This window comes from Flavobacterium sp. DG2-3 (assembly GCF_030730925.1).
GTDB lineage: Bacteria > Bacteroidota > Bacteroidia > Flavobacteriales > Flavobacteriaceae > Flavobacterium.
The window spans coordinates 304,835-329,625 of sequence record NZ_JAVAMB010000004.1 but is presented as its reverse complement, the minus strand read 5'-3'; the positions used below and the strand labels follow the sequence as shown (position 1 = coordinate 329,625).

Genomic DNA, 24,791 nt, shown 5'->3' with positions numbered 1-24,791 from the left:
TGGTTATTGCGGCGGGGCTCACCTCTTCCCATCCCGAACAGAGAAGTTAAGCCCGCCTGCGCAGATGGTACTGCAGTTATGTGGGAGAGTATGTCGTCGCCTTTCTTTTGAAAACCCTATCCGAACCGGATGGGGTTTTCTGTTTTATAATGGTTTAATAAAGGATACAATTATATTATGCTCTCACTAGTTTTATAAGTGTTAAATTATAGTCAATTGTTTGAGGTAAATATTGATACTTTAGACTTTTTGGATTTGAATGAGTATTTTTGCGTTTAAATTATTTATTTAAATATGAAGAAAAATATTTTATTGTTAGCACTTTTAGCTGTAACAGGTTTAAGTGCGCAACAACGTCCAAAGTTAGTTGTGGGTATAGTTGTCGATCAGATGAAAATGGAATATTTATATCGTTTTTCAGATGATTTTTCTCCAAATGGCTTTAAGAGGTTAATGAATGATGGATTTACTTTCCAGAATATGCATTATAATTATATGCCAACTTACACAGCTCCAGGACATGCTTCAATTTACACAGGTACTACACCTGCTACTCACGGAATTGTTGGTAATGAATGGTTTAGTAGAACTCTTGGAAAAGAAATGTATTGCACAGATGATGCAGGAGTTAAAACTGTAGGTGACGGTACTGCAGAAGAAGGTGCAATGTCTCCAAAAAACCTTCAAAGTACTACAATTACTGACGAAGTTAGAATGGCTACCAGTTTTAACGGAAAAGTTATTGGGATGAGTTTAAAAGATCGTGGAGCAATATTACCAGCAGGTCATTTTGCTAATTGGGCTTTTTGGTTTAGTAAAACAGGATCTTTTATTTCCAGTAGTTTTTACGGCGAAAAATTGCCTGATTGGGTTACAGAATTCAATAATGAGAAAAACTACCTAAAATATATTAATAAAGGCTGGGATTTGTATAAACCGGCTTCTGTTTATAATGAAAGCCTTCCAGATAATAATCCTTATGAAGGAAAATTATATGGAAGTGCTGCCCCAGTTTTTCCATACGATTTGAAATCAATGTATGAGAAGAATGATGCTGGAGTTATTAGAGCTACTCCTTTCGGAAATGATTTGCTAGCTGAATTTGCAAAAAAAGCAATTGAAAAAGAAGAATTAGGAAAAGATAATATTACAGACTTCCTTACAGTTAGTTTTTCTTCTACAGACTATGTAGGTCACTTGCTTGGACCAAGATCGATGGAACTTCAAGATACTTATTTGAGATTGGATCAAACAATTGCTGATTTTTTGGCTTATCTGGACAAAACAGTTGGTAAAGGGAATTATTTACTTTTCTTAACTGCAGATCATGCTGGAGCAGAAAACGTAATTTATTTAAAAGATCGAAAATACAATGTAGACAATTATCCTTCTAAAGAGGTTAAGAAAAGTTTACAAGATTTTTCAACTAAAACTTTTGGTGTAGATTTGATTCAAAACTATTCTAATTTTAATGTGTTTTTTAATAAGCAGATTATTAAAGATAAAGGTTTAGATTTAGTGAATGTTAAGAAAGCTTTTAAAGAGTTTTTAATTACTCAACCGCAAGTTAAGAAGGTTTATACAGAAGAAGAAGTTTTGGCGAATGCTGGAAATGATTATTCTTTAAATTTTGTAGCGAAAGGTTATGACGTTACGCAAAACGGAGATTTGGTTATTGTAGATAAACCTGGAGTTATTGAATATACAGCTACAGGTACATCTCATGGAACTATTTATAGTTATGATACACATGTTCCAGCAATTTTTTACGGATGGCACATTAAAAAAGGTGAATCTTATGATAAAAAAGCAATTACAGAAATCGCTCCCACTATAGCTCAGAAAATTAAAGTTACTTTTCCGAATGGAACTGAAGCTAAAGTAATGACTGAAGTTTTAGATAACAAAAAATAAGCATCAACTATATTTTAAAAGCCTGTCTTCGCGACAGGTTTTTTTATGCAAAAAAAAAGGCTTTTCTTTATTGAAAAGCCTTTTGTAAAAGTGATTTAGTAAGCACTTGTTTAAGTATTAGCCTATGCGTTTGCTAACACTATTTCTTCGTTAAAAGGAAGATTCCAAGCTTCTGCAACTCCTTTGTAAAGGATTTTTCCATTAGCTACGTTTAATCCTTTTTTCAATTCTTCATTTTCTGCACACGCTTTTTCCCATCCTTTGTTTGCTAGTTGTACAGCATAAGGTAAAGTTGCGTTTGTTAAAGCTAAAGTAGAAGTGTAAGGTACAGCTCCTGGCATATTAGCAACACAATAGTGAACGATATCGTCAATAATAAAAGTTGGGTTTTCGTGAGTAGTTGGAGTACAAGTTTCGATACATCCTCCTTGATCTACAGCTACGTCAACAACAACAGTTCCTGGACGCATTAATTTAAGCATATCACGAGTAATTAAGTGAGGTGCTTTTGCTCCTGGAATTAAAACTGCTCCAACAATTAAGTCAGCATCTTTAATTGCTCTTGTAATATTGTAGTGGTTTGACATTTCTGTATTTACGTTTGCAGGCATGATATCATCTAATTGACGTAAACGTGGTAAGCTTAAGTCCATGATAGTTACCTGAGCACCTAATCCGGCAGCCATTTTAGCAGCTTGAGTTCCTACGATTCCTCCACCTAAAACTAATACTTTTGCTGGTGGAACACCTGGAACACCTCCTAAAAGAATTCCTCTTCCTTTTAGTGGTTTTTCTAAGTATTTAGCTCCTTGTTGAATTGCCATACGACCTGCAACTTCAGACATTGGAACTAATAATGGTAAGCTTCTGTCTGTTTTTTCTACAGTTTCGTAAGCTAAACAAACAGCTCCTTTTTCTAACATTGCATGAGTCAATTCTTCAGAAGAAGCAAAGTGGAAGTAAGTGAATAATAATTGATCTTTTTTGATCAATGGATATTCAGAAGCAATTGGCTCTTTTACTTTGATGATCATTTCTGCAATAGCATAAACTTCTTCAATTGTTGGTAAAACAACTGCTCCAGCTTCAGCATATTCCGCGTCAGCAAAACCACTTCCTAAACCAGCAGTTGCTTGAACATAAACTGTATGTCCGTGTTTTTTCATTTCGGAAACACCTGCAGGAGTTAAGGCAACTCTGTTTTCGTTATTTTTTATTTCTTTAGGAACACCTATTATCATTTTGTTATATTTTTTGTTATTTATTGAAATTGTTTTACAAATCTACAGATAGAGAATAAATTATGGTTTAATGCTTGATAAATAAGAAAATATTATTTTATTTTTTACTTTTACAGAAAAATATTCTGTTTTGACTTAGAATTTATTCTTTAAAAAGAAAAAAAGACTAAATCGGACTAATTTTAATAAAACGTTTTCGTTATGGCTTTAGATGAAATTGACAAAAAAATCCTACGTCTTTTACAGGAAGATGCACATTATACTTTAAAAGACATCGCAAACAAAATAAATTTGTCCTTAACTCCTGTTCACGATCGAGTGAAACGTCTTGAAAAAGATGGGATTATAGAGAAATACGTAACCCTTTTAGACAAGAAAAAACTGGGAAATAATTTGACTGTTTACTGTCAAGTTACGCTCACAAAACAAACCTATGATACTTCTGAAGGATTTAATCAGTCGATTTTGGATTTGCCTGAAGTTGTGGAATGCAATTACGTTTCTGGAAATTTTGATTATATGCTTAAAATTATAATTCCTGATATGGAAAGTTATCATCATTTTCATCAGAAAAAACTATCGGTCCTGCCTGAAGTTTCTTTAATAAATACTGTTTTTGTTATTTCTGAAGTGAAAAGTACAACTGTACTTCCGATATAAAGAAAAACCACCAAGTTTGACTTGATGGTTTTAAAAAAAAGTTAGTTTGGTTGAATTAATAATAAGTATAACGTCTTACTTTGGCAATATATTTTGCTAAGCGAATAACTTGATGACTATATCCGTATTCGTTATCGTACCAAATGTATAGTACGATATTTTTTCCGTCTTTTGAAACAATTGTAGCATTGCTGTCATAAATTGATGGAGCAGAGGTTCCAACGATATCAGACGAAACCAATTCGTTGTTTAAAGAATATTTAATCTGCTCTACCAATTCTCCTTCAAGAGCATATTTCTTCATGATTTTATTAATCCCCGCAATTGAAGTTGCTTTTTTAACTTCTAAATTTAAAACAACCAGAGATCCGTTAGGAACAGGAACTCGAATAGCGTTGGAAGTTAATTTTCCTTCTAATGTTGGTAAAGCTTTTGCCACAGCACTTCCTGCTCCAGTTTCGGTAATAACCATATTTAAAGCTGCAGCTCTGCCACGACGGTATTTTTTATGCATATTGTCAACCAAATTTTGGTCGTTTGTATATGCATGAATGGTTTCTAAATGTCCTTTTACAACACCAAATGTTTCTTCAACTACTTTTAAAATAGGAGTAATGGCATTTGTTGTGCAAGAAGCAGCAGAAAAGATATTTAATTCGTCAGGATTAAAATCATTATGATTTACACCGTGAACAATATTCGGTACGCCTTTTCCAGGAGCAGTCAATAAAACTTTGCTTGCTCCGTTTGAGGTTAAATGTCTTTTTAATGCTTCTTCTGTTGTAAAAGCTCCTGTATTATCAATCACTAAAGCATCATTAATTCCGTACGTAGTATAATCAATTTCTTCAGGAGAATTTGCAGTAATAATATGAACCGTTGTTCCGTTGATAATTAGGGCATTGTTTTTAGAATCGGCTATTACAGATCCTTGAAAATCTCCGTGGATGGAGTCGTATCGCAATAGAGAAGCTCGTTTCTCTAAACTTGATGCGTCATTTTTATCACGGGTTACAATTGCTCTCAATCGCAATTGACTTCCTTTTCCTGTTTTAGACATTAGCTCTCTTGCCAATAAACGTCCGATTCTTCCAAAACCGTATAAAACAACATCTTTCGGCTGAATTTCTTTTGAAGATTTTGCTTTTTTCAATTTTTCAATAACAAAATATCTAGCGTCAGGATATTTTTCATCTTCTAAACGATACTCGTAAGTTAGTTTTCCGAGATCTATTTTTGCTGGCGGAAGATCTAAAGACAAAACCACTTTTGCGATTTCAACCGAATCAAAAATGGTTATCGGTTTTCCAACAAATTCACCAGCATATTGATGAAGATTGATAATATCGCTTACGTTTTTATCCAATAATTGATTTTTGAATAAAACCATTTCGATTGATTTGTCATACCATAAATCGCTTATGGCTTTGATTAATTCGACTCCGGCTTTTCGTCGGTCGACTTGTAATGTTACCTCTTTTTGGTACAATGTTTTGTTACTCATAATTGAAAAAATAAAATGCTCACTATTTTAAAATTTGGCGCAAAAGTATCTATTTCAATCGATTTCGTAAACTATTTTAGCATTTATTTTCGAAAATAAAAAAGCCACCTTAAATTTCTTAAGATGGCTTTTTGAAGTTTTTTAGTTTCAGTTCAAGAACTGTAAACGGAACTTAAATAATTATTCTGAAGATCTCTCCGTTTCTGTTGATCATTTCAATTCGAACACTTTGTCCTTCGTCTTTTTTACTTAAAAGTTTTGAAACTGTTTCAACATTTGTTGCTTTAACGTTATCAATACTCAAAATGATGTTTCCTAACAATTCGTTTTGATATTGCATTAAATTCTCGTTGGTGATGTTTTTAATTTTTACACCATAATCAATTCTAAACTTTTTCTTGTCAGCAGCATCAATGTTTTCTAATTCAATTCCTTTAACTTCGGCGCTGTAAAATTCATTTTTGCTTAAAGTTACAGGGACAGTTTTTGTTTTACCGTCTTTAATATAAGTTACTTTAACCACATCGTTTGGACGTTTTGTATTGATGTAACCTGATAAATCGGCATAAGTTGAAATATTCTGCTCATCAAGTTTTACAATAATGTCTCCTTTAGTTAAACCAGCTTTCTCTGCGCCAGAATTTTTAGAAACTCTATTAATATAGAAACCTTGAGTTTCGGTAATGCCCAATTCTTTAGAAGCCATGCTGTTTAATTCACCACCTTCAACGCCTAAGATTCCTCTTTGAACATTTCCATATTCCATAATGTCCTCAATAATTTTGCGGGCAATATTAGAAGGAACAGCAAAAGAATACCCAACATAAGATCCAGTCATAGACGAAATCATGGTATTAATTCCAATTAATTCACCGCGAGCATTTACTAACGCTCCACCGCTATTACCTGGATTTACAGCAGCATCAGTCTGAATGAAAGACTGGATTCCGCTTTGGTCTAAATTTCTGGCTTTCGCCGAAACAATTCCGGCAGTTACAGTCGAAGTCAAGTTATATGGATTTCCAACTGCCAATACCCATTCTCCTACTTTTACACTGTCAGAATTGGCAAAAGCAGTGTAAGGAAGTTTTTCGTCAGCATTGATTTTCAAAAGTGCAATGTCCATTTTCGAATCAGTACCGATTAACTTCGCTTTGTATGATTTTTTGTTGTTTAAAGTAATTTCAATTTCTGTAGCGTCTTTAATTACGTGATTGTTCGTAACGATATACCCGTCTTCAGAAATAATTACACCAGAACCAGTTCCTACTTGTTCTTGCTGTTGCTGTCCACCATATCCGTAGAAAAACTCTAGCATTGGGTTGCTGACAGTTCTTCTAGAAACATTTTTTACGTGAACAACAGTATGAATTGTTTTGTCTGCGGCTTCAGTAAAATCTAGTATTTCGGCACCTAAACCAACATTTTTTCCGTAAGAATTAGGGGCAAGAGTTACAACAGAATTTCCTTTGCCAAAAAAAGAATTGTTGCTTTCAAATAATAACTTGTAAGCACCAAGAGTAATAGCACCACTTAATAATGACACTAAAAATAAGGCTGAAAATCTTTTCATATTAGAATTTGTAATTAAGTTATTAGGATTTACGTTTCATGTTTTATTTAACGTAAAATTACTTCAAAAAATTATTTGTAAAAACGGTTTAACGCTCTTTAACAATGATTAACATTTCATTAATTAATAGTTCGTACTTTTGTACTTCTAACAACTAAAAAATGCAAGTAGAATTTTATAAATATCAAGGCACAGGAAACGATTTTGTAATGATTGACAATCGTACAAATTTCTTTCCAAAAGAGGATGTAAAACTTATTGAACGACTGTGTGACAGACGTTTCGGAATTGGAGCTGACGGATTAATTCTTTTAGAAAATGATTCTGAAACCGATTTTAAAATGGTTTATTATAACTCTGATGGAAACCAAAGTTCGATGTGCGGAAACGGCGGACGCTGTCTGGTTGCTTTTGCCAATCAATTGGGCGTAATTGATGATAAAACGACTTTTATTGCAACTGATGGATTACACCATGCTTCTGTTAATGCCGATTCGATTGTTTCTCTTCAAATGATTGATGTGAACGAAATTCAGAAAAAAGATTCTTATACTTTTTTAAATACAGGTTCGCCTCACCATGTTCAAATTGTAGACGATTTAGAACACTATAATGTGAAAGAAAATGGAGCTGCAATTCGTTATGGCGAATTATATGGCGAAAAAGGAAGTAATATCAACTTTGTGAAAAAAGTAGATAATGATACTTTTTCTTTAAGAACTTACGAAAGAGGAGTAGAAGACGAAACTCTTGCTTGCGGAACGGGCGCTACAGCCGTTGCAATTGCTATGAATGCAATTGGAGAAACCGATAAAACTTCGATAAATTTAAATGTTGAAGGCGGAAAATTGGTAGTTTCTTTTGATAAAGATAATGATGGTTACACGAATGTTTTCTTGACAGGACCTGCAAAATTTGTTTTTAAAGGAACAATTGAGATATAAATATAAAAATTCCAATTTTTTAAAATCACAAATTCCAATCCCGATAGCTATCGGGACTAAAATCTAAAATTGTAAATGATCACACTCAAAGGCGAAAACATTTATTTGCGTGCACTCGAACCTCAAGATTTAGAGTTCATCTATTCTATAGAAAATGATGAGAATATCTGGGAAGTCAGTAATACGCAGAGTCCTTATAGCCGTTTTTTGATTAAACAATATTTAGAAAATGCCCATCAAGATATTTATGAGGCAAAACAGCTTCGTTTGGCAATCTGTCAAGACGAAGATTTTCCTGCTGTCGGATTGATTGATTTGTTTGATTTTGATCCTAGAAACAATAGGGCAGGAATCGGTATTGTAATTCAAAAAGAGGAAAATCAAGGGAAAAATATTGGTTCTGAGGCTTTAGAACTTTTAATTAAATATTCTTTTTATAATTTAAATCTTCATCAATTGTATGCAAATATTGGTGTGCAAAATGTAGCCAGTATTGCACTTTTTACTAAATTTGGTTTTAAGAAAATCGGAATAAAAAAAGACTGGATTTTGTATCATAACCACTATCAAGATGAAGCAATTTTTCAGCTAATTAATAAACAAATTTAAAACTTAAGCTTTGAGTCTAAAAAAAATAATCACAATAAGTGCCGTAGCCATAATTTCAGCTCTACTGATTTATGGTTTTATTTTAATCAGTAAAATATTTAGTTCTAATACTAAATTTGAAGAAAAAGAAGTATACGTTTATGTGCCAACAGACGCGAATTATGCTGATGTAAAAAAGATTTTAGCACCTTATGTCAAGAATTTTGACAATTTTGAAATGGTTGCAGAAAAAAGAGATTACCCTGAAAATGTAAAATCGGGTCGTTTTCTTTTAAAGAAAGACATGAACAATATTGATTTGGTTCGTGCCATGCGTTCTAATATTCCAGTTAAATTGGTTTTTAATAATCAAGAGCGTTTAGAAAATTTTGCAGGAAGAATTGGTGCAGAAATCGAAGCTGACAGCACATCTTTAGTAAAAGCATTTAGAGATTCTACTTTTTTAGCTGCAAATGGTTTTAATGAAGAAAATGTTTTTGCAATGTTTATTCCAAACACTTATGAAGTTTATTGGAATACTTCTGCAGAGAAGTTTCGTGATAAAATGATTAAAGAATATCATAATTTCTGGACAGATGAAAGGATTGCTAAAGCGAAAGCACAAGGTTTAACTCCAGTTCAGGCTACAATTTTAGCTTCAATCGTTCATAAAGAATCGGTTAAAAAAGACGAAAGACCTCGTATTGCGGGTGTTTATCTGAATCGTTTACGTTTAGAAATGCCATTGCAAGCAGACCCAACGGTTATTTATGCTTTGAAACTAAGAGATAATAATTTTGATCAAGTGATTAAAAGAGTTTTTTATAATGATTTGGTAATGAGATCTCCGTATAATACTTATATAAATAAAGGACTTCCTCCAGGGCCAATTGCGATGCCTGATATTACAGCATTAGAAGCAGTTTTAAACCCAGAGAAAAACGATTATATTTATTTCTGTGCAAGTGTTGAACGTTTCGGATATCACGAATTTGCAGCAACGTTGGCAGAACATAATGTAAATGCGAAAAAATATTCAGATTGGATCGCGAGTCAAGGAGTGACAAGATAAGTTTGCATTAAATAAAATATTAGAAACCGAAGTGAATTTTAGCTTCGGTTTTTTTATTGCAAAATACTTTCGAAAACGCAAAAAATATGGAATTGTTAATTTGTGTGTTTTTTGATCTTTATTAATAAAAAAATAAGCAATTTGCGAAGTTGAATTTTATAAAATTCAAAAACTGAATTTCAAGATTTGCATAAAAAAAGCGCTCTTGTTTCGTAAGTCAATTCTTTCTTTTTAATAAAAAATGCTTAAAATTTATATAAAATTAGAATTTTTTTTGCCTTAAAAATTGATTTTTAAGGTTAAAAAATCGTTACCAAAATCTTTCGGAATCTATTAGTATACTTGGGATGAAAGCGATTTTAGAAATTCTCTTAAAAACGCTAAAGCACTGGTTTTTAGTATATTTTGAAAATGTCTTATCTTTGCACCGTAGAAATTTCAAGAGAGTGACAGTGTCTTGAAGAAAAACAATTTATGATAAAGAAATGGTATTTTTATGCGAGTTTAGTCGTTATTATTACATTTTTAAGTTTGGGATTTATTCCCTCTAGTCACGAAACCAAACCTTGGTTTTTAATTGAAAAAACAGATGGATCAGAATATATTTTTCCATCGAAAGAAAAGGATGATTATCCGAACACCAACGTCCCATACACAGGCAATCATCTTATAGGATTTAAAGAAGCAGTAGCTTTTAAAGAATCACAAGGGAAATACAGATTAGTAAATTCTCTTGGTTATATGGGCAAATATCAATTTGGTTCTAAAGCTTTAAGAGCAATCGGAATTAATGATAACAAAGCCTTTTTAAAAGATCCTGCATTACAAGAAAAAGCTTTCATGGCTTTGTTAGCCAAAAACAAATGGATTTTAAGAAATGAAATCGAAAAGTATGAAGGCAAAATCATCAGTGGTATTGAAATTACCGAATCTGGAATTTTAGCTGCAGCGCATTTAGGCGGGGCAGGTTCTGTAAAGAACTTTTTCAAAAACAAAGGAAGCAGACATTTTAGAGATGCTTTTGGAACTTCTTTGAAAAGCTATATGAAAGATTTTGCTGGTTACGATCTTTCTTTTATAGAAGCCGATAGTAACGCAACAGTTAATGACTAAACTAAAAAAAGAAATCCCTTTAAAAGGGATTTTTTTTTAATCTATTAAAGCTTCTAAGATTTTTATAGCCGCTTCACTTATTTTAGTTCCTGGACCAAAAACAGCCGATGCTCCAGCGTCAAACAAGAACTGATAGTCCTGAGACGGAATTACACCGCCCACAATTACCATTATATCATCTCGTCCGTGTTTTTTTAGCTCTTCTATAACTTGCGGAACCAATGTTTTATGACCCGCTGCAAGTGATGAAACGCCTAAAATGTGAACATCATTTTCTACAGCTTGTTTTGCGGCTTCTGCGGGAGTTTGAAATAGTGGACCAATGTCAACATCAAAACCTACATCGGCGTAGCCTGTTGCTACAACTTTTGCTCCTCGGTCGTGCCCGTCTTGTCCCATTTTGGCAATCATAATTCTAGGACGTCTTCCTTCTTGTTTGGCAAAAATATCTGCTAGCTGTTTTGCTTTCTCAAAATTTTCGTCATTTTTTATTGCTGCACTATACACTCCGCTAAAAGATTTAATTTGCGCTTTAAAACGGCCGAAAACTGTTTCCAATGCATTGCTTATTTCGCCTAGCGTCGCTCTGTTTCTGGCGGCTTCAATAGCATTTTCTAATAAGTTTCCTTGACCTGTTTGAGCACAAAGGATTAATTTTTCTAGTGACTTATTTACTTTTTCAGAATCTCGTGTTCGCTTTATTTCTTCAAGACGCTCGACTTGCTGTTTGCGAACCAATTGATTGTCGACATCCAGAATGTCTAACGGATCTTCTTTTTCTAAACGATATTTATTTACGCCTACAATAATGTCTTGTCCGCTGTCAATTCTTGCTTGTTTTCTTGCCGCGGCTTCTTCAATTCGAAGTTTCGGAATTCCAGCTTCAATGGCTTTTGTCATTCCACCGAGTTCTTCTACTTCTTCAATGAGTTTCCAAGTTTTTTCAACGATATCATTGGTTAAGCTTTCTACATAATAACTGCCAGCCCAAGGATCTACCGTTTTAGTGATTTTGGTTTCTTCCTGAAGAAATATTTGTGTATTTCGTGCAATTCTGGCAGAGAAATCTGTTGGAAGTGCAATTGCTTCGTCTAAAGCATTGGTATGCAAAGATTGTGTTCCGCCAAAAACTGCTGCAGAAGCTTCGATGCAAGTTCTCGCAACATTATTAAAAGGATCTTGTTCGGTTAAACTCCATCCGCTAGTTTGGCAATGTGTTCTTAACGCCAGAGATTTATCGCTTTTGGGATTGAACTGTTTTAGTAATTTAGCCCAAATCATGCGTCCAGCTCTCATTTTGGCAATTTCCATAAAATGATTCATTCCGATTGCCCAAAAGAAAGATAACCTTGGAGCAAAATCGTCAATCGTCATTCCTGTAGATAATCCAGTTCTGATATATTCTAAACCGTCTGCCAATGTATAAGCCAATTCAATATCTGCAGTTGCGCCAGCTTCTTGCATGTGGTAACCAGAAATGGATATCGAATTGAATTTTGGCATTTTTTTGCTCGTAAATTCAAAAATGTCAGCGATAATTTTCATGGAAGGAGTTGGAGGGTAGATATAGGTATTTCGAACCATAAACTCCTTTAAAATATCATTTTGGATGGTTCCTGCTAATTTTTCTGGACTAACGCCTTGTTCTTCAGCTGCAACAATATAAAAAGCCATAATTGGAAGAACAGCACCATTCATAGTCATGGAAACAGACATTTCATCCAGCGGAATCTGATCGAAAAGCACTTTCATGTCTTCTACAGAATCTATCGCAACGCCTGCTTTTCCGACATCGCCCACAACTCTTTCATGATCTGAATCATAACCGCGATGTGTAGGAAGATCAAAAGCAATGGAAAGTCCTTTTTGTCCCGCGGCTAAATTTTTTCTGTAAAAAGCATTGCTCTCCTCTGCTGTAGAAAATCCAGCATATTGGCGAATTGTCCAAGGGCGTCGCACATACATCGTCGCGTATGGGCCACGTAAGTTAGGCGCAAAACCAGCTCCGAAATCAAGAAATTCTAAATCTTCGATATCTTTCTCCGAATAGTTTTTTTTAATTTCAATTCCTTCTGCAGTTGTAAAGTTTTCAAAAGCAGAATCAACTTCTAACTTCTGACTTTTAACTTCTAACTTTATATTTTTAAGGTCTTTTCTAATCATTGAGACACTTTTTTGAATTTTTTAATTAATTACTTTTAGGAGATTATTCCAATTCCAATCTTTCTTGCTCCATTTTCTCCGCCAATCTTTTTTCAATTATTGGTGTAATTAATGTTTTTCTTGGTTTTATTTTAACGAAAGGAAACAATTCTAAATCATGTTTCATTCGATCTTCTTTATTCGGGTATTTATTTGTGCCTAAAAGAATTTCTTTTTTAGTATCAAATAATTCCTGCTCTTTATTGGCGCTTTCCTGAATTTTCTTTTTTATTGTTCCGTCGTTTAGAAGTTTTAAAAATCCGCCGTTTGCTTCAATATCTTTAAATAAAGCTAAACTTTTTTCGGCCAATTGCATGGTTAGACTTTCAATATAATAGCTTCCGTCAGCTGGATTATTTACTTTATCAAAATAACTTTCGTGCTTTAAAATTAAAAGCTGGTTTCTAGCAATTCGATCGCCAAACTCGTTGTCTTTATGATATAAAGCATCATATGGCAAATTGGCAATTGCATCTGCACCACCCAAAATTGCCGACATACATTCAGTTGTTGTACGCAACATATTTACGTTATAATCGTAAATCGTTTTGTTGCGTTTGGTTGGTGTTACCAATAAATGGCATTTAATTTCTGAATTATATTCTGCAGCAATTAAATCAAAAAGCATTCGAAGTGCGCGCAGTTTAGCAATTTCAAAGAAATAATTTGTTCCAACAGAAACTTGAAAAACAATTGATTTTGCATTATCAGCAAAACGATTTAGATATTCGTTTGCATGCGCTAAACTGTAAGCAATTTGTTGTGTGATATTTGCTCCCGAATTTTGATATAATCCTAAATCTACACTTAGTATATTTAAGTTAGTTGTATTTTTAAAAACCAGATTTAAAGTATCAAAATTTGTTTTTTCAGAAGTAGAGAACCAATTTCCTTCACGTGCCAATTGTCCAATTGGATCAAAATTGCAGTAAAAATGTGCTTTTTTCTGAAGCGAAATAGTATCTAATTTTTTTACGAAATCGATTGAAATGAAACTGAAATGAAAATAAACGATTCTATTTTCTAAAGGAAGATTTTCCAATAATTTCTCAATGTCGATTTTTTCGTTTTGAATAGCAAAACGAAGACTTTCTGCACCTCTTTCTAAAGTGTTTAAAGCGCGCTCGATTGATTTTTCTATATCGAAAACAAAGATATTCTGGCAGATTTTAAAGTCTGAGGCTTGCGTATTTACATTTGCTGCTTTTGTAAATTCATCGCTATGATAAAAAGGTTTTACCTGAATATCTTCTGGCGAATTCCAAATAACAGTCTGATTGTAATCGGCTCCATCCAATTCAAACTGAATTTTTTGTTTCCATTGTTTGGATGAAATCGGATTAAAATCGTCGAATAGGTTAGTGGCCATTTTTTGTTGTTTGATTATTCTTTTTCTTGAATCGTGTCTCCTTCAAATTGAATGATGTAAATATCTTCGCTATCTTTTTTCATAAAATACTTTTCGCGTGCATATTTCTCAATTTGTTCCGGATTTTTGAGCAACTTGATCTGCTCTTGATCTTTTTTGATTTCTTCTTGATAATACTTTTTATTATCCTGAAGTTCATTGATTTGTCCATCTAAAAAACGATGGTCAAAATAGGAGTAATTGTCTAGAAATAACATCCAAACTATAAAAAATAGCAAAACCCAAACGTATTTGTTACCAAGGTATTTAAACCATTTTTTGTCTTTGTATGGATTTTTAAATTTCATTTCTAAACGAATATTTCTTTTGAATTTGAGTGTTGTCCCTAGCCTCGATAGAGCCGGTATCTCCCGATTTAGAAAAACAAGGCTTTTGCCGTAGTTTTTTCTTTATCGGGAATAAAGGCGAAAGCGAGAATCAGCTCCTAATTATTATGGTTTAAATTTACGATAAAAATTATGAAATTCTCTGATTAATTACAGCGCGAACTACATCAATTGCTACCGTATTGTATTTGTCATTCGGGATAATGATGTCTGCAAAAGCCTTAGACGGTTCGATAAATTGCTCATGCATAGGCTTTAAAGTTGTTTGATAACGATTTAAAACTTCGTCAATATCACGTCCACGTTCTGAAATATCTCTTTTTAAACGACGAATTAATCTTTCGTCAGAATCCGCATGCACAAAAACTTTAATGTCAAACATATCTCTTAATTCTGGATTTGTTAGAATTAAAATTCCTTCTACAATCATTACTTTTCGTGGATGTGTCGAAACGGTATCGTCGGTTCTATTGTGCTGAATGAAAGAATAAACCGGCTGGTCAATTGTTTCTCCTGCTTTTAGCGCTTTTAAATGTTTTACCAACAATTCGAAATCAATTGCTCTCGGGTGATCGAAATTGATTAATGCTCTTTCGTCAAAAGACAAATTGGTAGTTTCTTTGTAATAAGAATCCTGAGAAATGACCCCAACTTCAGTATGTGGCAATTCGTTCATGATTTGGTGTACTACCGTTGTTTTTCCACTTCCTGTTCCTCCTGCAATTCCTATAATGAGCATAAATTTGATGTTATAATTTGTTCCGCAAAAATAATAATTTAACTGAATTGAATAAACATATTGTTTGTTTTAAACCATATAAGCGATGTAAGTTAATTTTAGTCAATGGATGCTAATGAAAATAGTTTTTCACTGAATTTATAGCACATATAATGAGAAAAGAATAGATAATTTCTATTGCATATTTATATAATAAGCTGTGTAATTCTTTAAGCTTAAATGAACTTATAAATAAACTCTAAACTTATAATTCCTTATATGAACTTATTGGTGAAAAATCAAAAAGTCCTCACAGGAAGCGAATAAACATATTTGTTTGTTTTAAACCATATAAGTGATGTAAGTTAATTTTAGTCACTGGATGATAATGAAAATAGTTTTCACTGAATTTATATCATATATAATGAGAAAAGAATAGATATTTTAATAATATGCTGTGTAATTCTTTAAGCTTAAATGAACTTAAAAATAAGCTCTAAACTTATAATTTCTTATATGAACTTATATGGTGAAAAAAAAACTAAAAAAAATCCCGAAAGTAAACCTTCGGGATTTCGTGCAATCAGTATAGTTTAAAAAAATATTCTGAATTTAGTAAGCACTTGTAATTATTTATTCTTTTTTGCTTTAATCATCATTTCAAGCTGATCCCAAAGTTCTTCTGGAATTGCTTCTAATAAGTTGAATTGTCCAGCGCCTTTTAGCCATTCGCCTCCGTCAATCGTAATTACATCTCCGTTGATGTAAGATGAAAAGTCAGAAACTAAATAAGCAGCTAAATTGGCTAATTCTTGGTGATCTCCAACTCTTTTTAATGGCACTTTTTTAGCCATATCAAATTTCTCTGAAAGATCGCCTGGCAATAATCTGTCCCAAGCTCCTTTTGTAGGGAATGGTCCTGGAGCAATGGCGTTGGAACGGATTCCGTATTTTGCCCATTCTACAGCCAAACTTCTAGTCATAGCTAAAACTCCAGCTTTTGCAGTAGCACTAGGAACAACGTAAGCAGAACCTGTCCAAGCATAAGTAGTAACGATATTTAAAATCGTAGCCGATGTTTGTTTGGTGTCTATCCAGTGTTTTCCAAAAGCCAGTGTACAGTTTTTAGAACCTTTAAGTACGATATCTATCACAGTATCAAATGCATTTGCCGACAATCTTTCTGTTGGCGAAATAAAATTTCCTGCCGCATTGTTTAAAAGAACATCTACTTTACCAAAAACTTTTAAAGTTTCCTGAAGCATATTTTCTACTTCTTCGTAATGACGAACGTCACATTGGAGAGGAAGACATTTGCCTCCAGTTTGGCTTTCCAATTCGGCAGCTGTAGTTTTTAACTTTTCTAGATCTCTAGAAGTTATCGCTACTTGAGCTCCTAATTCGAGAAAATATTTGGTCATAGCTTTACCTAAACCACTTCCGCCGCCTGTAACGACAATAACTTTGCCTTGTAAAGCATCGTCACGTAACATTTTATCTGTATAGCTCATACTTTTTCTTTTTTACAATATTAGTTAAATAAAATAGGATGCACGCATAATAATGTTATAAAATTTTGAGAAATTTTATATATCAGATAATTTTTTTGCTGCAGACTCAAGCGTGAAGTTATCTTTAGCGAAACAAAAACGAATTAATTTCTGGTCTTTATGATCAGAATAGAAAGTTGAAATTGGTATTGCAGCAACTCCATGATCTATAATCAGATTTTTGCAGAAAGTTACATCGTCATCATTTGAAATGCTGGCATAAGAAGCAACTTGAAAATAAGTTCCTTCGCAAGGTTTTAATTCAAAACGGCTGTTTTGAAGCAGTTTCTGGAAATAATCTCGTTTTTCCTTATAGAATTTTCCAAGTAAATTAACATCAACAACATCCAGATATTCGTTGATCGCAAATTGCGAAATACTGTTTACGCTGAAAACCAAAAACTGATGTACTTTCTTGATTTCTTTCATCAAATGTTCGGGAGCAATCGTATAGCCGATTTTCCATCCCGTAATATGAAATGATTTTCCGAAAGAAGAAACCATTACGCATCGGTCTAAAAGAAAATCTTTGGTATGAGCTGAAATATGTTTTTCTTCGAAAGTGATGTATTCGTAAACTTCATCAGACAAGATGATAATGTCAGGATATTTTTCAAGAAGATTTTTTAATTGAATAAAATCATTTTCGGTTAAAATTTTTCCAGTTGGATTATGCGGATTATTGATAATCATAAGCCTTGTTTTTACAGAACAGGCTTTTTCAATTCTTTCCCAATTTGGAGTGTAATCGTCGTTTAGAGCAACACGAACTGGTTTTGCATTGCATAATAAAACCGGAGATTCATAAGAATCGTAACTTGGATCGAGAATAATTACTTCGTCATTTTCTTTTACTAAAGCTAAAATTGTGGTAAAAATTCCCTGAGTAGCGCCAGCCGTAACCAAAAGCTCAGTTTCTGGATTTATGGTTCGTTTATAAGAATCAAAAGTTAGTTTGGCAATTTTATTCATCAATGGCGGATAACCAGCCATCGGTGTATATTGATGTACGTTTTCTTTAGATAATCTCGCCACAATATCTGTAAGTCTTTCATCAACAGGAAAATTTGGAAATCCTTGCGAAAGGTTTATCGCATTGTATTCGGCTGCCATTTTTGACATGACAGTGAAAATGCTTGTAGTTACGTGTGGGAGTTTGCTCATGATGAAGTTTGATTAGGAGGAGCTTGTTTGATGAAATTAGAAACAATTAAATTTTAATTAATAGTTATGGGAATTGCATATAAAACTCTAACTTCTTTTCCTTGTAATTTTCCTGGAGACCATTTAGGAGATAAATTTAAAACTCTAATTGCTTCATTAGCAGTATTGAAACCAACATCTTTTATGATTCTTATTTCATTTAACGATCCATCTTTTTCAATAATAAAAGTAGCAACTACTTTCCCTTTTACGTTAACAGGTTTTTCTTTTGGAGTAACATAGTTCTGAGCGATAAGCTTGTAAAATTCATTCAAGCCTCCTGGATATTCAGGTTTAATATCTATTCCAGCAGTATTGTAAACCATATCCTCATCATCAGGGATGTTGGTTTTAGTATTTTTAGATTGGCAAAATGTATTTTGTGTAATGCAAATTAAAATCAGAATTAAAAACTTTTTCATAGATGATGGTTGTAAAGTTAGTTTACATTTTATGAATAATAAAAATAGTAGGACGTTTATCAATATCAATTTTCAATTTTTTCCAATCGGATACTTTCAAGGTTTTAATAAATTCTGTTGGCAAAGTAATATCGGTTGCGATACATAAATGTGTGGACGGATTTAAAATCTGCAATAGATCTTCAATCAATTTATTGTTTCTATAGGGAGTTTCTATAAATAGTTGCGATTGATTTTTATCCTGAGATAATCTTTCAAAATGACGAATTGCCGATTTTTTCTCGTCTTTATCAATTGGTAAATAACCATTGAAAGTAAAACTCTGTCCATTCATTCCAGAAGCCATCATAGCCAATAGGATAGAAGAAGGCCCAACTAACGGCACAACCTGAATTCCTTTTTCGTGCGCCAGTTTTACAATTACAGCACCAGGATCAGCAACACCTGGACAGCCTGCTTCACTCATTAATCCCATATTTTTTCCTTCTAATAAAGGTTTAATAAAGTCTAAATGCTCGCTTGTTTCCGTTCTTTTATTTAAAGTAAAAAGAACCAATTCTGATTGTTTTTTCTCTGGATAAACTGCTTTTATAGATTTTCTGGCAGTTTTGTCATTTTCAACAATATAATGGTCGATAACTTCTATCGTTCTTCTAACAGTTTGAGGTAAAACATCCATCGGATCGCTTTCGCCCATTGTGGTTGGAATTAAATATAGTTTTCCGAAAGATTTCATAATGTGTTTTTGTTTTAAATTAAAAAATTCAATTATCTCTTTTTAAGAAACAATTGAATTGTATTAAGAATGTTTTTTAAGAAGTTGATCTGCAATGATATCGGTTACTTCATCTAGCATTTGATATACGTTGTCAAAACCATTTACGCTTCCATAATATGGATCTGGAACATCGACATTTTCGTCTGGAAATAAATCGTTCAAAATCATTCGGATTTTGTTTTTATGTTCTGGAGTTTTGGCTAAATGTAGCACATCGCGAAAATTCGAACCATCCATTACATAAATATAATCGAATTCATCAAAATCAGTAACTTGTATCTGTCTGCCTTTTTGAGCGCTGATGTTAATTCCGTTTTTTCTGGCAACTTCTATAGAACGTTTGTCGGGACAATGGCCAACGTGCCAAGAGCCTGTTCCAGCCGAATCAACGAAGAATTTATCTTGAGGTAATTTAGAAGCTAAAATTCCTTCTGCTAAAGGAGATCGGCAGATATTCCCCAAACAAACCATTAAAACTTTTATTGGCATGAGTTGCGTTTACAGCGTTAGCTTTTTATTGATATCTTCAACAAACTTTTTGAATTGTTTGTCTGTAGAGACTAAATTATCTACTGTTTTACAAGCGTGAAGAACAGTTGCGTGATCGCGGTCTCCAATTTGTGAACCAATATTTGCCAAAGAAGCTTTAGTGAATTTTTTTGCAAAGAACATCGCCAATTGTCTTGCTTGAACAACGTGCCTCTTTCTGGTTTTAGATTGAAGTGTTTCAATATCCAATTGGAAATAGTCTGAAACAATTTTCTGGATATAATCTATAGAGATTTCTCTCTTTACGTTTTTAACAAATTTCTCGACAACACTTTTCGCCAATTCAATCGTAACTTCTTTTTTGTTGAAAGAAGATTGAGCGATTAACGAAATGATTGCGCCTTCTAATTCTCTAACATTAGATTTGATGTTTCTCGCTACATATTCTAAAATATCTTCTGGCATTTCTACACCATCACGATATAAAATGTTTTTTAAGATTGAGATACGAGTTTCGTAATCAGGCTGGTGTAATTCTGCAGATAATCCCCATTTAAAACGAGACAATAATCTTTGTTCAATATCCTGCATATCAACAGGCGCTTTGTCTGAAGTAAGAATTACTTGTTTTCCGTTTTGGTGTAAATAGTTGAAAATATGGAAGAATACATCTTGAGTTCCAGATTTTCCAGATAAGAACTGAACGTCGTCAATGATTAATACGTCGATTAACTGGTAAAAGTGAATAAAGTCATTACGATTATTCTTTTTAACAGAATCAATATATTGTTGTGTAAAAATCTCAGCAGAAATATATAAAACGGTCTTTTCCGGATACTTATCTTTTACTTCTACGCCTATAGCATGCGCTAAGTGCGTTTTTCCTAAACCAACTCCACCAAAAATCAATAATGGGTTAAATGAAGTTCCTCCCGGTTTGTTGGCAACCGCCATACCCGCAGAACGAGCCAAACGGTTAGAATCTCCTTCTAAGAAATTATCAAAACTGTAGTTCGGATTTAACTGAGACTCAATTTTTAAATTTCTAATTCCAGGAATTACAAACGGATTTTTTAGTTCAGGATTTAAGTTTTTAAACGGAGCGTCAACCTCTTGCGGTTTCATTGGCACTCTGTTGGCACTTGGCAGCTGCTCGGTAAACGGCTGTTTATTGCCATAAGTGTTCTCCATTTTAATTTTATAGAGTAACTTTGCGTTTTTTCCCAGTTCTTTGGTAAGCGCAACTTTCAATAATTTTACGTAGTGCTCTTCGAGCCATTCGTAGAAAAATTTACTTGGAACCTGAATGTATAATGCGTTATCGGTTAGCTCAACTGATTTGATTGGTTCAAACCAAGTTTTATATGCTTGGTCTTGAATATTATCCTTTATAAAGGACAAACAGTTTTCCCATACCGATTGAGCAGTTTTAGTCATAGATTCAGATAAATTTTTATTATTGTTATAAAGATTCTCCTAATAAAAGAGGAGCAATTTTATTCCGTATTTCGGGATAACAAATATGTGAACAAATTTCTGTAAAAAAAAATATTTTGGTATCTAATTTTATAAAAAAAAGTTGTAAAGAGGCTTTTTAAATTCGAATTTTTTTAATATTTTATCAATGAAAAATCACCAGACTCAAGTACGAGTTCGTTACTCAGAAACTGACCAAATGGGAGTCGTTTATCACGGCAATTATGTTCCTTATTTTGAAATTGGACGCGTGGAATGGCTTAGAAATAAAGGGGTTTCGTATAAAAGCATGGAAGAAAGCGGAATTGGCCTTCCGATTGTGAACATGAATATCAATTATAAAAAGTCGGCAAGATATGACGAACTTTTAACAATTCATACGACTTTTAAAAGTCACTCTTCTGTCAAGATTGAATTTGACTGCGCAATCTATAATGAAGCAAATGAGTTATTAACAACGGCGACGTTTATTTTAGTATTTGTTGCGTTAAAAACGGGTCGTCCAACAGCTCCTCCAGAATACATTTTAGATATATTTAAAACGCTTGAATAATTGTTAAAATGCAATGCTTTTTTCTAACGTTTTATACTAATTTAATATCGATTTCGAACATTAAATCAAAAATGCTGAACACCGTTTCGGCATTTTTTTTTCGTGTTTTTGTCACAATTTTGCCAATTGGCAAACCAGAATCTTCATCCATTTCCATTTCCTGAGATACGATTTCTAATTTCTTTTCTTTAATTACTCGCATTACTTTATTCATGTTTTTGTAATCAAAAGAAATTAAAAATTCTACATCGATTGTTTTTTCAACAATTTCACAAATCTGTAATGTTTCTTGGGCTGTAGTTCTGTAAGCGCTTATTAAACCGCCAACGCCTAATTTTACTCCTCCAAAAATACGAACCACTACAACAAGAACGTTCGTTAATCCAAAAGATTGTATTTGCCCGTAAATTGGCGCGCCAGCCGTATTGCTTGGTTCGCCGTCATCGTTGGCACGATACGAAATTTTATTTCCAACACCAATTTGGTAAGCGTAACAATAATGCACAGCATGCGGATGCTGTTTTTTGAGTTCTTCTATAATGGGTTTTACTTCGTCTTCATGATCTATCGGAAATGCATAGCCAAAGAATTTACTGCCTTTTTCTTTAAACAGTATTTCTTCAGATGCCGTTGCAATAGTTTGATAAGTGTCGTTAATTTCCAAAAGAGATAATCTTAATTGTATTTTATTTTTTAGCCAAAGATTAAAGGATTTTAAAGGATTCCTTTTTTTAAAAATCTGTGTAAATCTTTAATCTGTGGCTTTATTTTTTCTTAAAGTATATTTTTTTTATAAAGATCAACCACATCTTCTTTTCCGACTTGAAGATTCCAGACTTTGATTCCTAAAGCAGCAGCGCAGTCGGTATTCTCGGTTTTATCATCAATAAATAGAGTATTTTCGGCAGTCAAATTATTTTCGTCTAATACAAATTTGTAGATTTTTGGATCTGGCTTTCTCATTCCGATATCAAATGAAAAATATACTTTTTCGAAACAAGCATAAAAATCTTTGTAAAAAGAAACGCCACTTTTTTCTTCAAATGTATTGATATGAATAGAATCGGTATTGCTGAGCAGAAATAAACGATATTTTTTTGATAATTCTTGAAGAAACTCCAATCTATAAAAAGGGAAATCTGCTAGAACAGCATTCCAAGCTTTTAAGATTTCTTCTTTAGAAGCATTTGGCAATTGTTTTTGAAAACCGCCAACAAAATCTTCTGGCGAAATTGCTCCAACTTCAAACGAAAGATTTAATTGGTCAAAATCAGAATTCCATTCCGTCATTCCTAGTTTTTGCAAACCAGAAATTGTGGCAGGTTTATCCAAGTTGATAAAAATATCTCCAAAGTCAAAAATTATAGCATTAATCATAATTTCTAATCAGTATTAATTCGTCACTTAAAATATTGGTTTTTGAACTATTTTTTCTCGAAATGACAGGCGCTTTTGTTCCTGTTGAAAAACTTGTCTTTCCGATAAAAATTCGGGCTTCGTCCCAAAGATTTTCATCTATAAAAGATTGCAGCGTTTGTCTTCCGCCTTCAATAATTACAGATTGAATCTGATTCTGATATAAGACATCCAAAATCTGCGGAATTATATTTTTGTCAAAATCAATTACTTCAAACTGCGTATTTCCTTTTGAAGGTTTTGAAATTTTAGAAAAAATAATTGTTTTTACCGTGTCATCAAAAATAAAACTGCTTTCGTCAATTCGATTATTTTGATCGATAACGATTCGAGTCGGACTATTTCCAAACCAATCTCTAGCATTCAGCTTCGGATTATCATCAACAACAGTTTTTGTTCCAACTAAAATAGCTTGTTCTTCCGTTCGCCATTTGTGAACCAATTGTCTCGAATACTCATTTGTAATCCAAATCGGTTTACGATCTTGACCGATGGTTTTTTCTGGAGCCAAAAAGCCATCTAGACTTTCTGCCCATTTTAAAATAATATAAGGTCGCTTTTTTTGGTGAAAAGTAAAAAAACGTTTATTCAATTCGTTGCATTCGTCTTCTAAAATCCCAACCGTAACATTAGCACCGGCTTCAATCAGTTTTTTTATTCCTCTTCCAGCAACTTTTTCGTTAGGATCAACCGTTCCTACAACAACATTCGGAATTTTATTGGCAATAATCAGATCGCAGCAAGGAGGAGTTTTGCCAAAATGGCTGCAAGGTTCCAAGCTCACATAAATAGTTGCTTTTTTTAGCAAAGATTTATCTTTGACAGAATTAACTGCGTTTACTTCAGCATGCGGTTCGCCCGCTTTTTTATGCCAGCCTTCGCCAATAATCTGATTTTCATAGACAATTACACTGCCAACCATTGGGTTTGGGTAAGTTGTTCCAAAACCATTTTGAGCAAGCTCTATACAGCGTTTTATGTATTTTTCATGTATATTCACAGTGCAAAAGTAGTTAATTTTGAGTTGATCGCTAGCGTAAAAAAATCTAGTTATGAAACAATCTCAAAAGTTGTAACGGTATCAAAAAACTATCTTTATTTTTGTATTTATAATGAATTAGAATAAAAAAATGGTAAATTGGCTAATAAGGGCAATTAAAAAACAAGACAATCAGGCAGTTGCAAGTTTGATACGATCTGTTTTTGATGAAATGGAAATTCCAAAAGTAGGAACTGCATACGAAGATCCGTATCTGGATTTGATGTTTGAAGAATACAGCAAGCCCAAATCGATTTATTTTGTTGTCGAAAATGAAGGAGAAATTGTAGGTTGTGCTGGAATTGCGCCTTTGGAAAATGGAGATCGCGAAATTTGTGAATTGCAGAAAATGTATTTTCTTCCAAAAACAAGAGGTTTGGGAATTGGAACGCAAATGATGGAAAAATGTTTAGATCAAGCCAGAGCTTTTGGTTTCAAAAAATGTTATATCGAAACCATGCCATTTATGCATGCTGCACAAAAGCTATATGTAAAATCTGGTTTTGAATATTTAGATGCTCCGTTAGGTTCGACTGGACATTGTTCTTGCCCTGTATGGATGCTGAAAGTTTTGTAATTAA

General features: G+C 33.2%; 24 protein-coding genes and 1 rRNA gene. 9 read left to right on the top strand and 16 right to left on the bottom strand.

Annotated elements, in window-relative coordinates:
- Together rrf and pafA are read left to right on the top strand one after the other, a co-directional pair.
- Positions 1 to 105: ribosomal RNA gene (gene rrf, locus Q9Q97_RS08930) — 5S ribosomal RNA — on the top strand; the annotation flags it as partial.
- Between the two features lie 189 nt (positions 106 to 294).
- On the top strand, positions 295 to 1,914 hold the full coding sequence (gene pafA / locus Q9Q97_RS08925) for an alkaline phosphatase PafA (protein WP_306156243.1): 1,620 nt from the start codon (positions 295 to 297) through the stop codon (positions 1,912 to 1,914).
- 122 nt (positions 1,915 to 2,036) lie between these two features.
- On the opposite strand, the gene ald is transcribed toward pafA, so the two are convergent.
- Positions 2,037 to 3,155 (bottom strand): alanine dehydrogenase, encoded by a 1,119-nt coding sequence (gene ald / locus Q9Q97_RS08920; protein ID WP_306156242.1) that lies wholly within the window; start codon positions 3,153 to 3,155, stop codon positions 2,037 to 2,039.
- 201 nt (positions 3,156 to 3,356) lie between these two features.
- Here ald and Q9Q97_RS08915 point away from each other — a divergent pair, with 201 nt between their 5' ends.
- Positions 3,357 to 3,815, top strand: a complete 459-nt coding sequence (locus Q9Q97_RS08915) for an Lrp/AsnC family transcriptional regulator (RefSeq protein WP_306156241.1) — start codon at positions 3,357 to 3,359, stop codon at positions 3,813 to 3,815.
- A 55-nt stretch (positions 3,816 to 3,870) separates the two neighbouring features.
- On the opposite strand, the gene Q9Q97_RS08910 is transcribed toward Q9Q97_RS08915, so the two are convergent.
- Complete coding sequence (locus tag Q9Q97_RS08910; RefSeq protein ID WP_306156240.1) at positions 3,871 to 5,319, bottom strand: glyceraldehyde-3-phosphate dehydrogenase; 1,449 nt, start codon at positions 5,317 to 5,319, stop codon at positions 3,871 to 3,873.
- Between the two features lie 172 nt (positions 5,320 to 5,491).
- Entirely contained in the window at positions 5,492 to 6,892 is a 1,401-nt protein-coding gene (locus Q9Q97_RS08905) for a trypsin-like peptidase domain-containing protein (protein WP_306156239.1), read from the bottom strand.
- Positions 6,893 to 7,053: 161 nt separating this feature from the next.
- Here Q9Q97_RS08905 and dapF point away from each other — a divergent pair, with 161 nt between their 5' ends.
- From dapF to Q9Q97_RS08885, 4 genes are all read left to right on the top strand, one after another.
- Positions 7,054 to 7,836: a diaminopimelate epimerase gene (dapF, locus tag Q9Q97_RS08900; protein ID WP_306156238.1), complete on the top strand. Its 783-nt coding sequence runs from the start codon at positions 7,054 to 7,056 to the stop codon at positions 7,834 to 7,836.
- A 75-nt stretch (positions 7,837 to 7,911) separates the two neighbouring features.
- Positions 7,912 to 8,445, top strand: coding sequence for a GNAT family N-acetyltransferase (locus Q9Q97_RS08895; protein WP_306156237.1), 534 nt, complete (start codon positions 7,912 to 7,914; stop codon positions 8,443 to 8,445).
- A 10-nt stretch (positions 8,446 to 8,455) separates the two neighbouring features.
- Complete coding sequence (gene mltG / locus Q9Q97_RS08890) at positions 8,456 to 9,496, top strand: endolytic transglycosylase MltG (RefSeq protein WP_306156236.1); 1,041 nt, start codon at positions 8,456 to 8,458, stop codon at positions 9,494 to 9,496.
- Between the two features lie 474 nt (positions 9,497 to 9,970).
- On the top strand, positions 9,971 to 10,609 hold the full coding sequence (locus Q9Q97_RS08885) for a peptidoglycan-binding protein LysM (RefSeq protein ID WP_306156235.1): 639 nt from the start codon (positions 9,971 to 9,973) through the stop codon (positions 10,607 to 10,609).
- Positions 10,610 to 10,645: 36 nt separating this feature from the next.
- Here Q9Q97_RS08885 and scpA read toward each other — a convergent pair whose 3' ends face one another.
- From scpA to dnaA, 10 genes are all read right to left on the bottom strand, one after another.
- The gene (gene scpA, locus Q9Q97_RS08880) at positions 10,646 to 12,772 is read right to left on the bottom strand and encodes a methylmalonyl-CoA mutase (RefSeq protein ID WP_306156234.1); all 2,127 of its coding nucleotides are present in this window, start codon (positions 12,770 to 12,772) and stop codon (positions 10,646 to 10,648) included.
- A 43-nt stretch (positions 12,773 to 12,815) separates the two neighbouring features.
- Positions 12,816 to 14,180 carry a methylmalonyl-CoA mutase subunit beta gene (locus Q9Q97_RS08875; RefSeq protein WP_306156233.1) on the bottom strand — a complete coding sequence of 455 codons (1,365 nt, stop codon included), beginning with the start codon at positions 14,178 to 14,180 and terminating at the stop codon, positions 12,816 to 12,818.
- Between the two features lie 14 nt (positions 14,181 to 14,194).
- Positions 14,195 to 14,527, bottom strand: a complete 333-nt coding sequence (locus Q9Q97_RS08870; protein WP_125723347.1) for a septum formation initiator family protein — start codon at positions 14,525 to 14,527, stop codon at positions 14,195 to 14,197.
- A gap of 169 nt (positions 14,528 to 14,696) precedes the next feature.
- Positions 14,697 to 15,305, bottom strand: a complete 609-nt coding sequence (udk, locus tag Q9Q97_RS08865; protein WP_111289226.1) for a uridine kinase — start codon at positions 15,303 to 15,305, stop codon at positions 14,697 to 14,699.
- Positions 15,306 to 15,913: 608 nt separating this feature from the next.
- Positions 15,914 to 16,795, bottom strand: coding sequence for an SDR family oxidoreductase (locus Q9Q97_RS08860; RefSeq protein ID WP_198858279.1), 882 nt, complete (start codon positions 16,793 to 16,795; stop codon positions 15,914 to 15,916).
- Between the two features lie 75 nt (positions 16,796 to 16,870).
- On the bottom strand, positions 16,871 to 17,998 hold the full coding sequence (locus tag Q9Q97_RS08855; protein WP_306156232.1) for a methionine aminotransferase: 1,128 nt from the start codon (positions 17,996 to 17,998) through the stop codon (positions 16,871 to 16,873).
- 53 nt (positions 17,999 to 18,051) lie between these two features.
- On the bottom strand, positions 18,052 to 18,459 hold the full coding sequence (locus Q9Q97_RS08850; protein ID WP_306156231.1) for an energy transducer TonB: 408 nt from the start codon (positions 18,457 to 18,459) through the stop codon (positions 18,052 to 18,054).
- 22 nt (positions 18,460 to 18,481) lie between these two features.
- Positions 18,482 to 19,195, bottom strand: coding sequence for an SAM-dependent methyltransferase (locus Q9Q97_RS08845; protein ID WP_306156230.1), 714 nt, complete (start codon positions 19,193 to 19,195; stop codon positions 18,482 to 18,484).
- A 63-nt stretch (positions 19,196 to 19,258) separates the two neighbouring features.
- Entirely contained in the window at positions 19,259 to 19,726 is a 468-nt protein-coding gene (locus Q9Q97_RS08840; RefSeq protein ID WP_306156229.1) for a low molecular weight protein-tyrosine-phosphatase, read from the bottom strand.
- Positions 19,727 to 19,735: 9 nt separating this feature from the next.
- On the bottom strand, positions 19,736 to 21,163 hold the full coding sequence (gene dnaA, locus Q9Q97_RS08835; RefSeq protein WP_095931847.1) for a chromosomal replication initiator protein DnaA: 1,428 nt from the start codon (positions 21,161 to 21,163) through the stop codon (positions 19,736 to 19,738).
- A 187-nt stretch (positions 21,164 to 21,350) separates the two neighbouring features.
- Between dnaA and Q9Q97_RS08830 the strand changes: the two genes are divergently transcribed.
- Complete coding sequence (locus tag Q9Q97_RS08830) at positions 21,351 to 21,755, top strand: thioesterase family protein (protein WP_306156228.1); 405 nt, start codon at positions 21,351 to 21,353, stop codon at positions 21,753 to 21,755.
- A 31-nt stretch (positions 21,756 to 21,786) separates the two neighbouring features.
- Here the strand turns inward: Q9Q97_RS08830 and Q9Q97_RS08825 are convergent, their stop codons facing one another.
- From Q9Q97_RS08825 to ribD, 3 genes are all read right to left on the bottom strand, one after another.
- Entirely contained in the window at positions 21,787 to 22,419 is a 633-nt protein-coding gene (locus tag Q9Q97_RS08825; protein WP_306156227.1) for a YigZ family protein, read from the bottom strand.
- A gap of 110 nt (positions 22,420 to 22,529) precedes the next feature.
- On the bottom strand, positions 22,530 to 23,132 hold the full coding sequence (locus Q9Q97_RS08820; protein ID WP_306156226.1) for an HAD family phosphatase: 603 nt from the start codon (positions 23,130 to 23,132) through the stop codon (positions 22,530 to 22,532).
- A complete protein-coding gene (gene ribD / locus Q9Q97_RS08815; protein ID WP_306156225.1) occupies positions 23,125 to 24,171 on the bottom strand; it encodes a bifunctional diaminohydroxyphosphoribosylaminopyrimidine deaminase/5-amino-6-(5-phosphoribosylamino)uracil reductase RibD in 1,047 nt (348 codons plus the stop codon). Before ribD ends, Q9Q97_RS08820 begins: the two co-directional genes overlap by 8 nt.
- A gap of 130 nt (positions 24,172 to 24,301) precedes the next feature.
- Here ribD and Q9Q97_RS08810 point away from each other — a divergent pair, with 130 nt between their 5' ends.
- Positions 24,302 to 24,787 (top strand): GNAT family N-acetyltransferase, encoded by a 486-nt coding sequence (locus Q9Q97_RS08810; protein WP_306156224.1) that lies wholly within the window; start codon positions 24,302 to 24,304, stop codon positions 24,785 to 24,787.
- The last annotated feature ends 4 nt before the right edge of the window (positions 24,788 to 24,791 follow it).

Coding starts and splice junctions, on each gene's coding strand:
- pafA (WP_306156243.1), top strand. CDS start 295: ATGAAGAAAAATATTTTATTGTTAGCACTTTTAGCTGTAACAGGTTTA.
- ald (WP_306156242.1), bottom strand. CDS start 3,155: ATGATAATAGGTGTTCCTAAAGAAATAAAAAATAACGAAAACAGAGTT.
- Q9Q97_RS08915 (WP_306156241.1), top strand. CDS start 3,357: ATGGCTTTAGATGAAATTGACAAAAAAATCCTACGTCTTTTACAGGAA.
- Q9Q97_RS08910 (WP_306156240.1), bottom strand. CDS start 5,319: ATGAGTAACAAAACATTGTACCAAAAAGAGGTAACATTACAAGTCGAC.
- Q9Q97_RS08905 (WP_306156239.1), bottom strand. CDS start 6,892: ATGAAAAGATTTTCAGCCTTATTTTTAGTGTCATTATTAAGTGGTGCT.
- dapF (WP_306156238.1), top strand. CDS start 7,054: ATGCAAGTAGAATTTTATAAATATCAAGGCACAGGAAACGATTTTGTA.
- Q9Q97_RS08895 (WP_306156237.1), top strand. CDS start 7,912: ATGATCACACTCAAAGGCGAAAACATTTATTTGCGTGCACTCGAACCT.
- Q9Q97_RS08885 (WP_306156235.1), top strand. CDS start 9,971: ATGATAAAGAAATGGTATTTTTATGCGAGTTTAGTCGTTATTATTACA.
- scpA (WP_306156234.1), bottom strand. CDS start 12,772: ATGATTAGAAAAGACCTTAAAAATATAAAGTTAGAAGTTAAAAGTCAG.
- Q9Q97_RS08875 (WP_306156233.1), bottom strand. CDS start 14,180: ATGGCCACTAACCTATTCGACGATTTTAATCCGATTTCATCCAAACAA.
- Q9Q97_RS08870 (WP_125723347.1), bottom strand. CDS start 14,527: ATGAAATTTAAAAATCCATACAAAGACAAAAAATGGTTTAAATACCTT.
- udk (WP_111289226.1), bottom strand. CDS start 15,305: ATGCTCATTATAGGAATTGCAGGAGGAACAGGAAGTGGAAAAACAACG.
- Q9Q97_RS08860 (WP_198858279.1), bottom strand. CDS start 16,795: ATGAGCTATACAGATAAAATGTTACGTGACGATGCTTTACAAGGCAAA.
- Q9Q97_RS08855 (WP_306156232.1), bottom strand. CDS start 17,998: ATGAGCAAACTCCCACACGTAACTACAAGCATTTTCACTGTCATGTCA.
- Q9Q97_RS08850 (WP_306156231.1), bottom strand. CDS start 18,459: ATGAAAAAGTTTTTAATTCTGATTTTAATTTGCATTACACAAAATACA.
- Q9Q97_RS08845 (WP_306156230.1), bottom strand. CDS start 19,195: ATGAAATCTTTCGGAAAACTATATTTAATTCCAACCACAATGGGCGAA.
- Q9Q97_RS08840 (WP_306156229.1), bottom strand. CDS start 19,726: ATGCCAATAAAAGTTTTAATGGTTTGTTTGGGGAATATCTGCCGATCT.
- dnaA (WP_095931847.1), bottom strand. CDS start 21,163: ATGACTAAAACTGCTCAATCGGTATGGGAAAACTGTTTGTCCTTTATA.
- Q9Q97_RS08830 (WP_306156228.1), top strand. CDS start 21,351: ATGAAAAATCACCAGACTCAAGTACGAGTTCGTTACTCAGAAACTGAC.
- Q9Q97_RS08820 (WP_306156226.1), bottom strand. CDS start 23,132: ATGATTAATGCTATAATTTTTGACTTTGGAGATATTTTTATCAACTTG.
- Q9Q97_RS08810 (WP_306156224.1), top strand. CDS start 24,302: ATGGTAAATTGGCTAATAAGGGCAATTAAAAAACAAGACAATCAGGCA.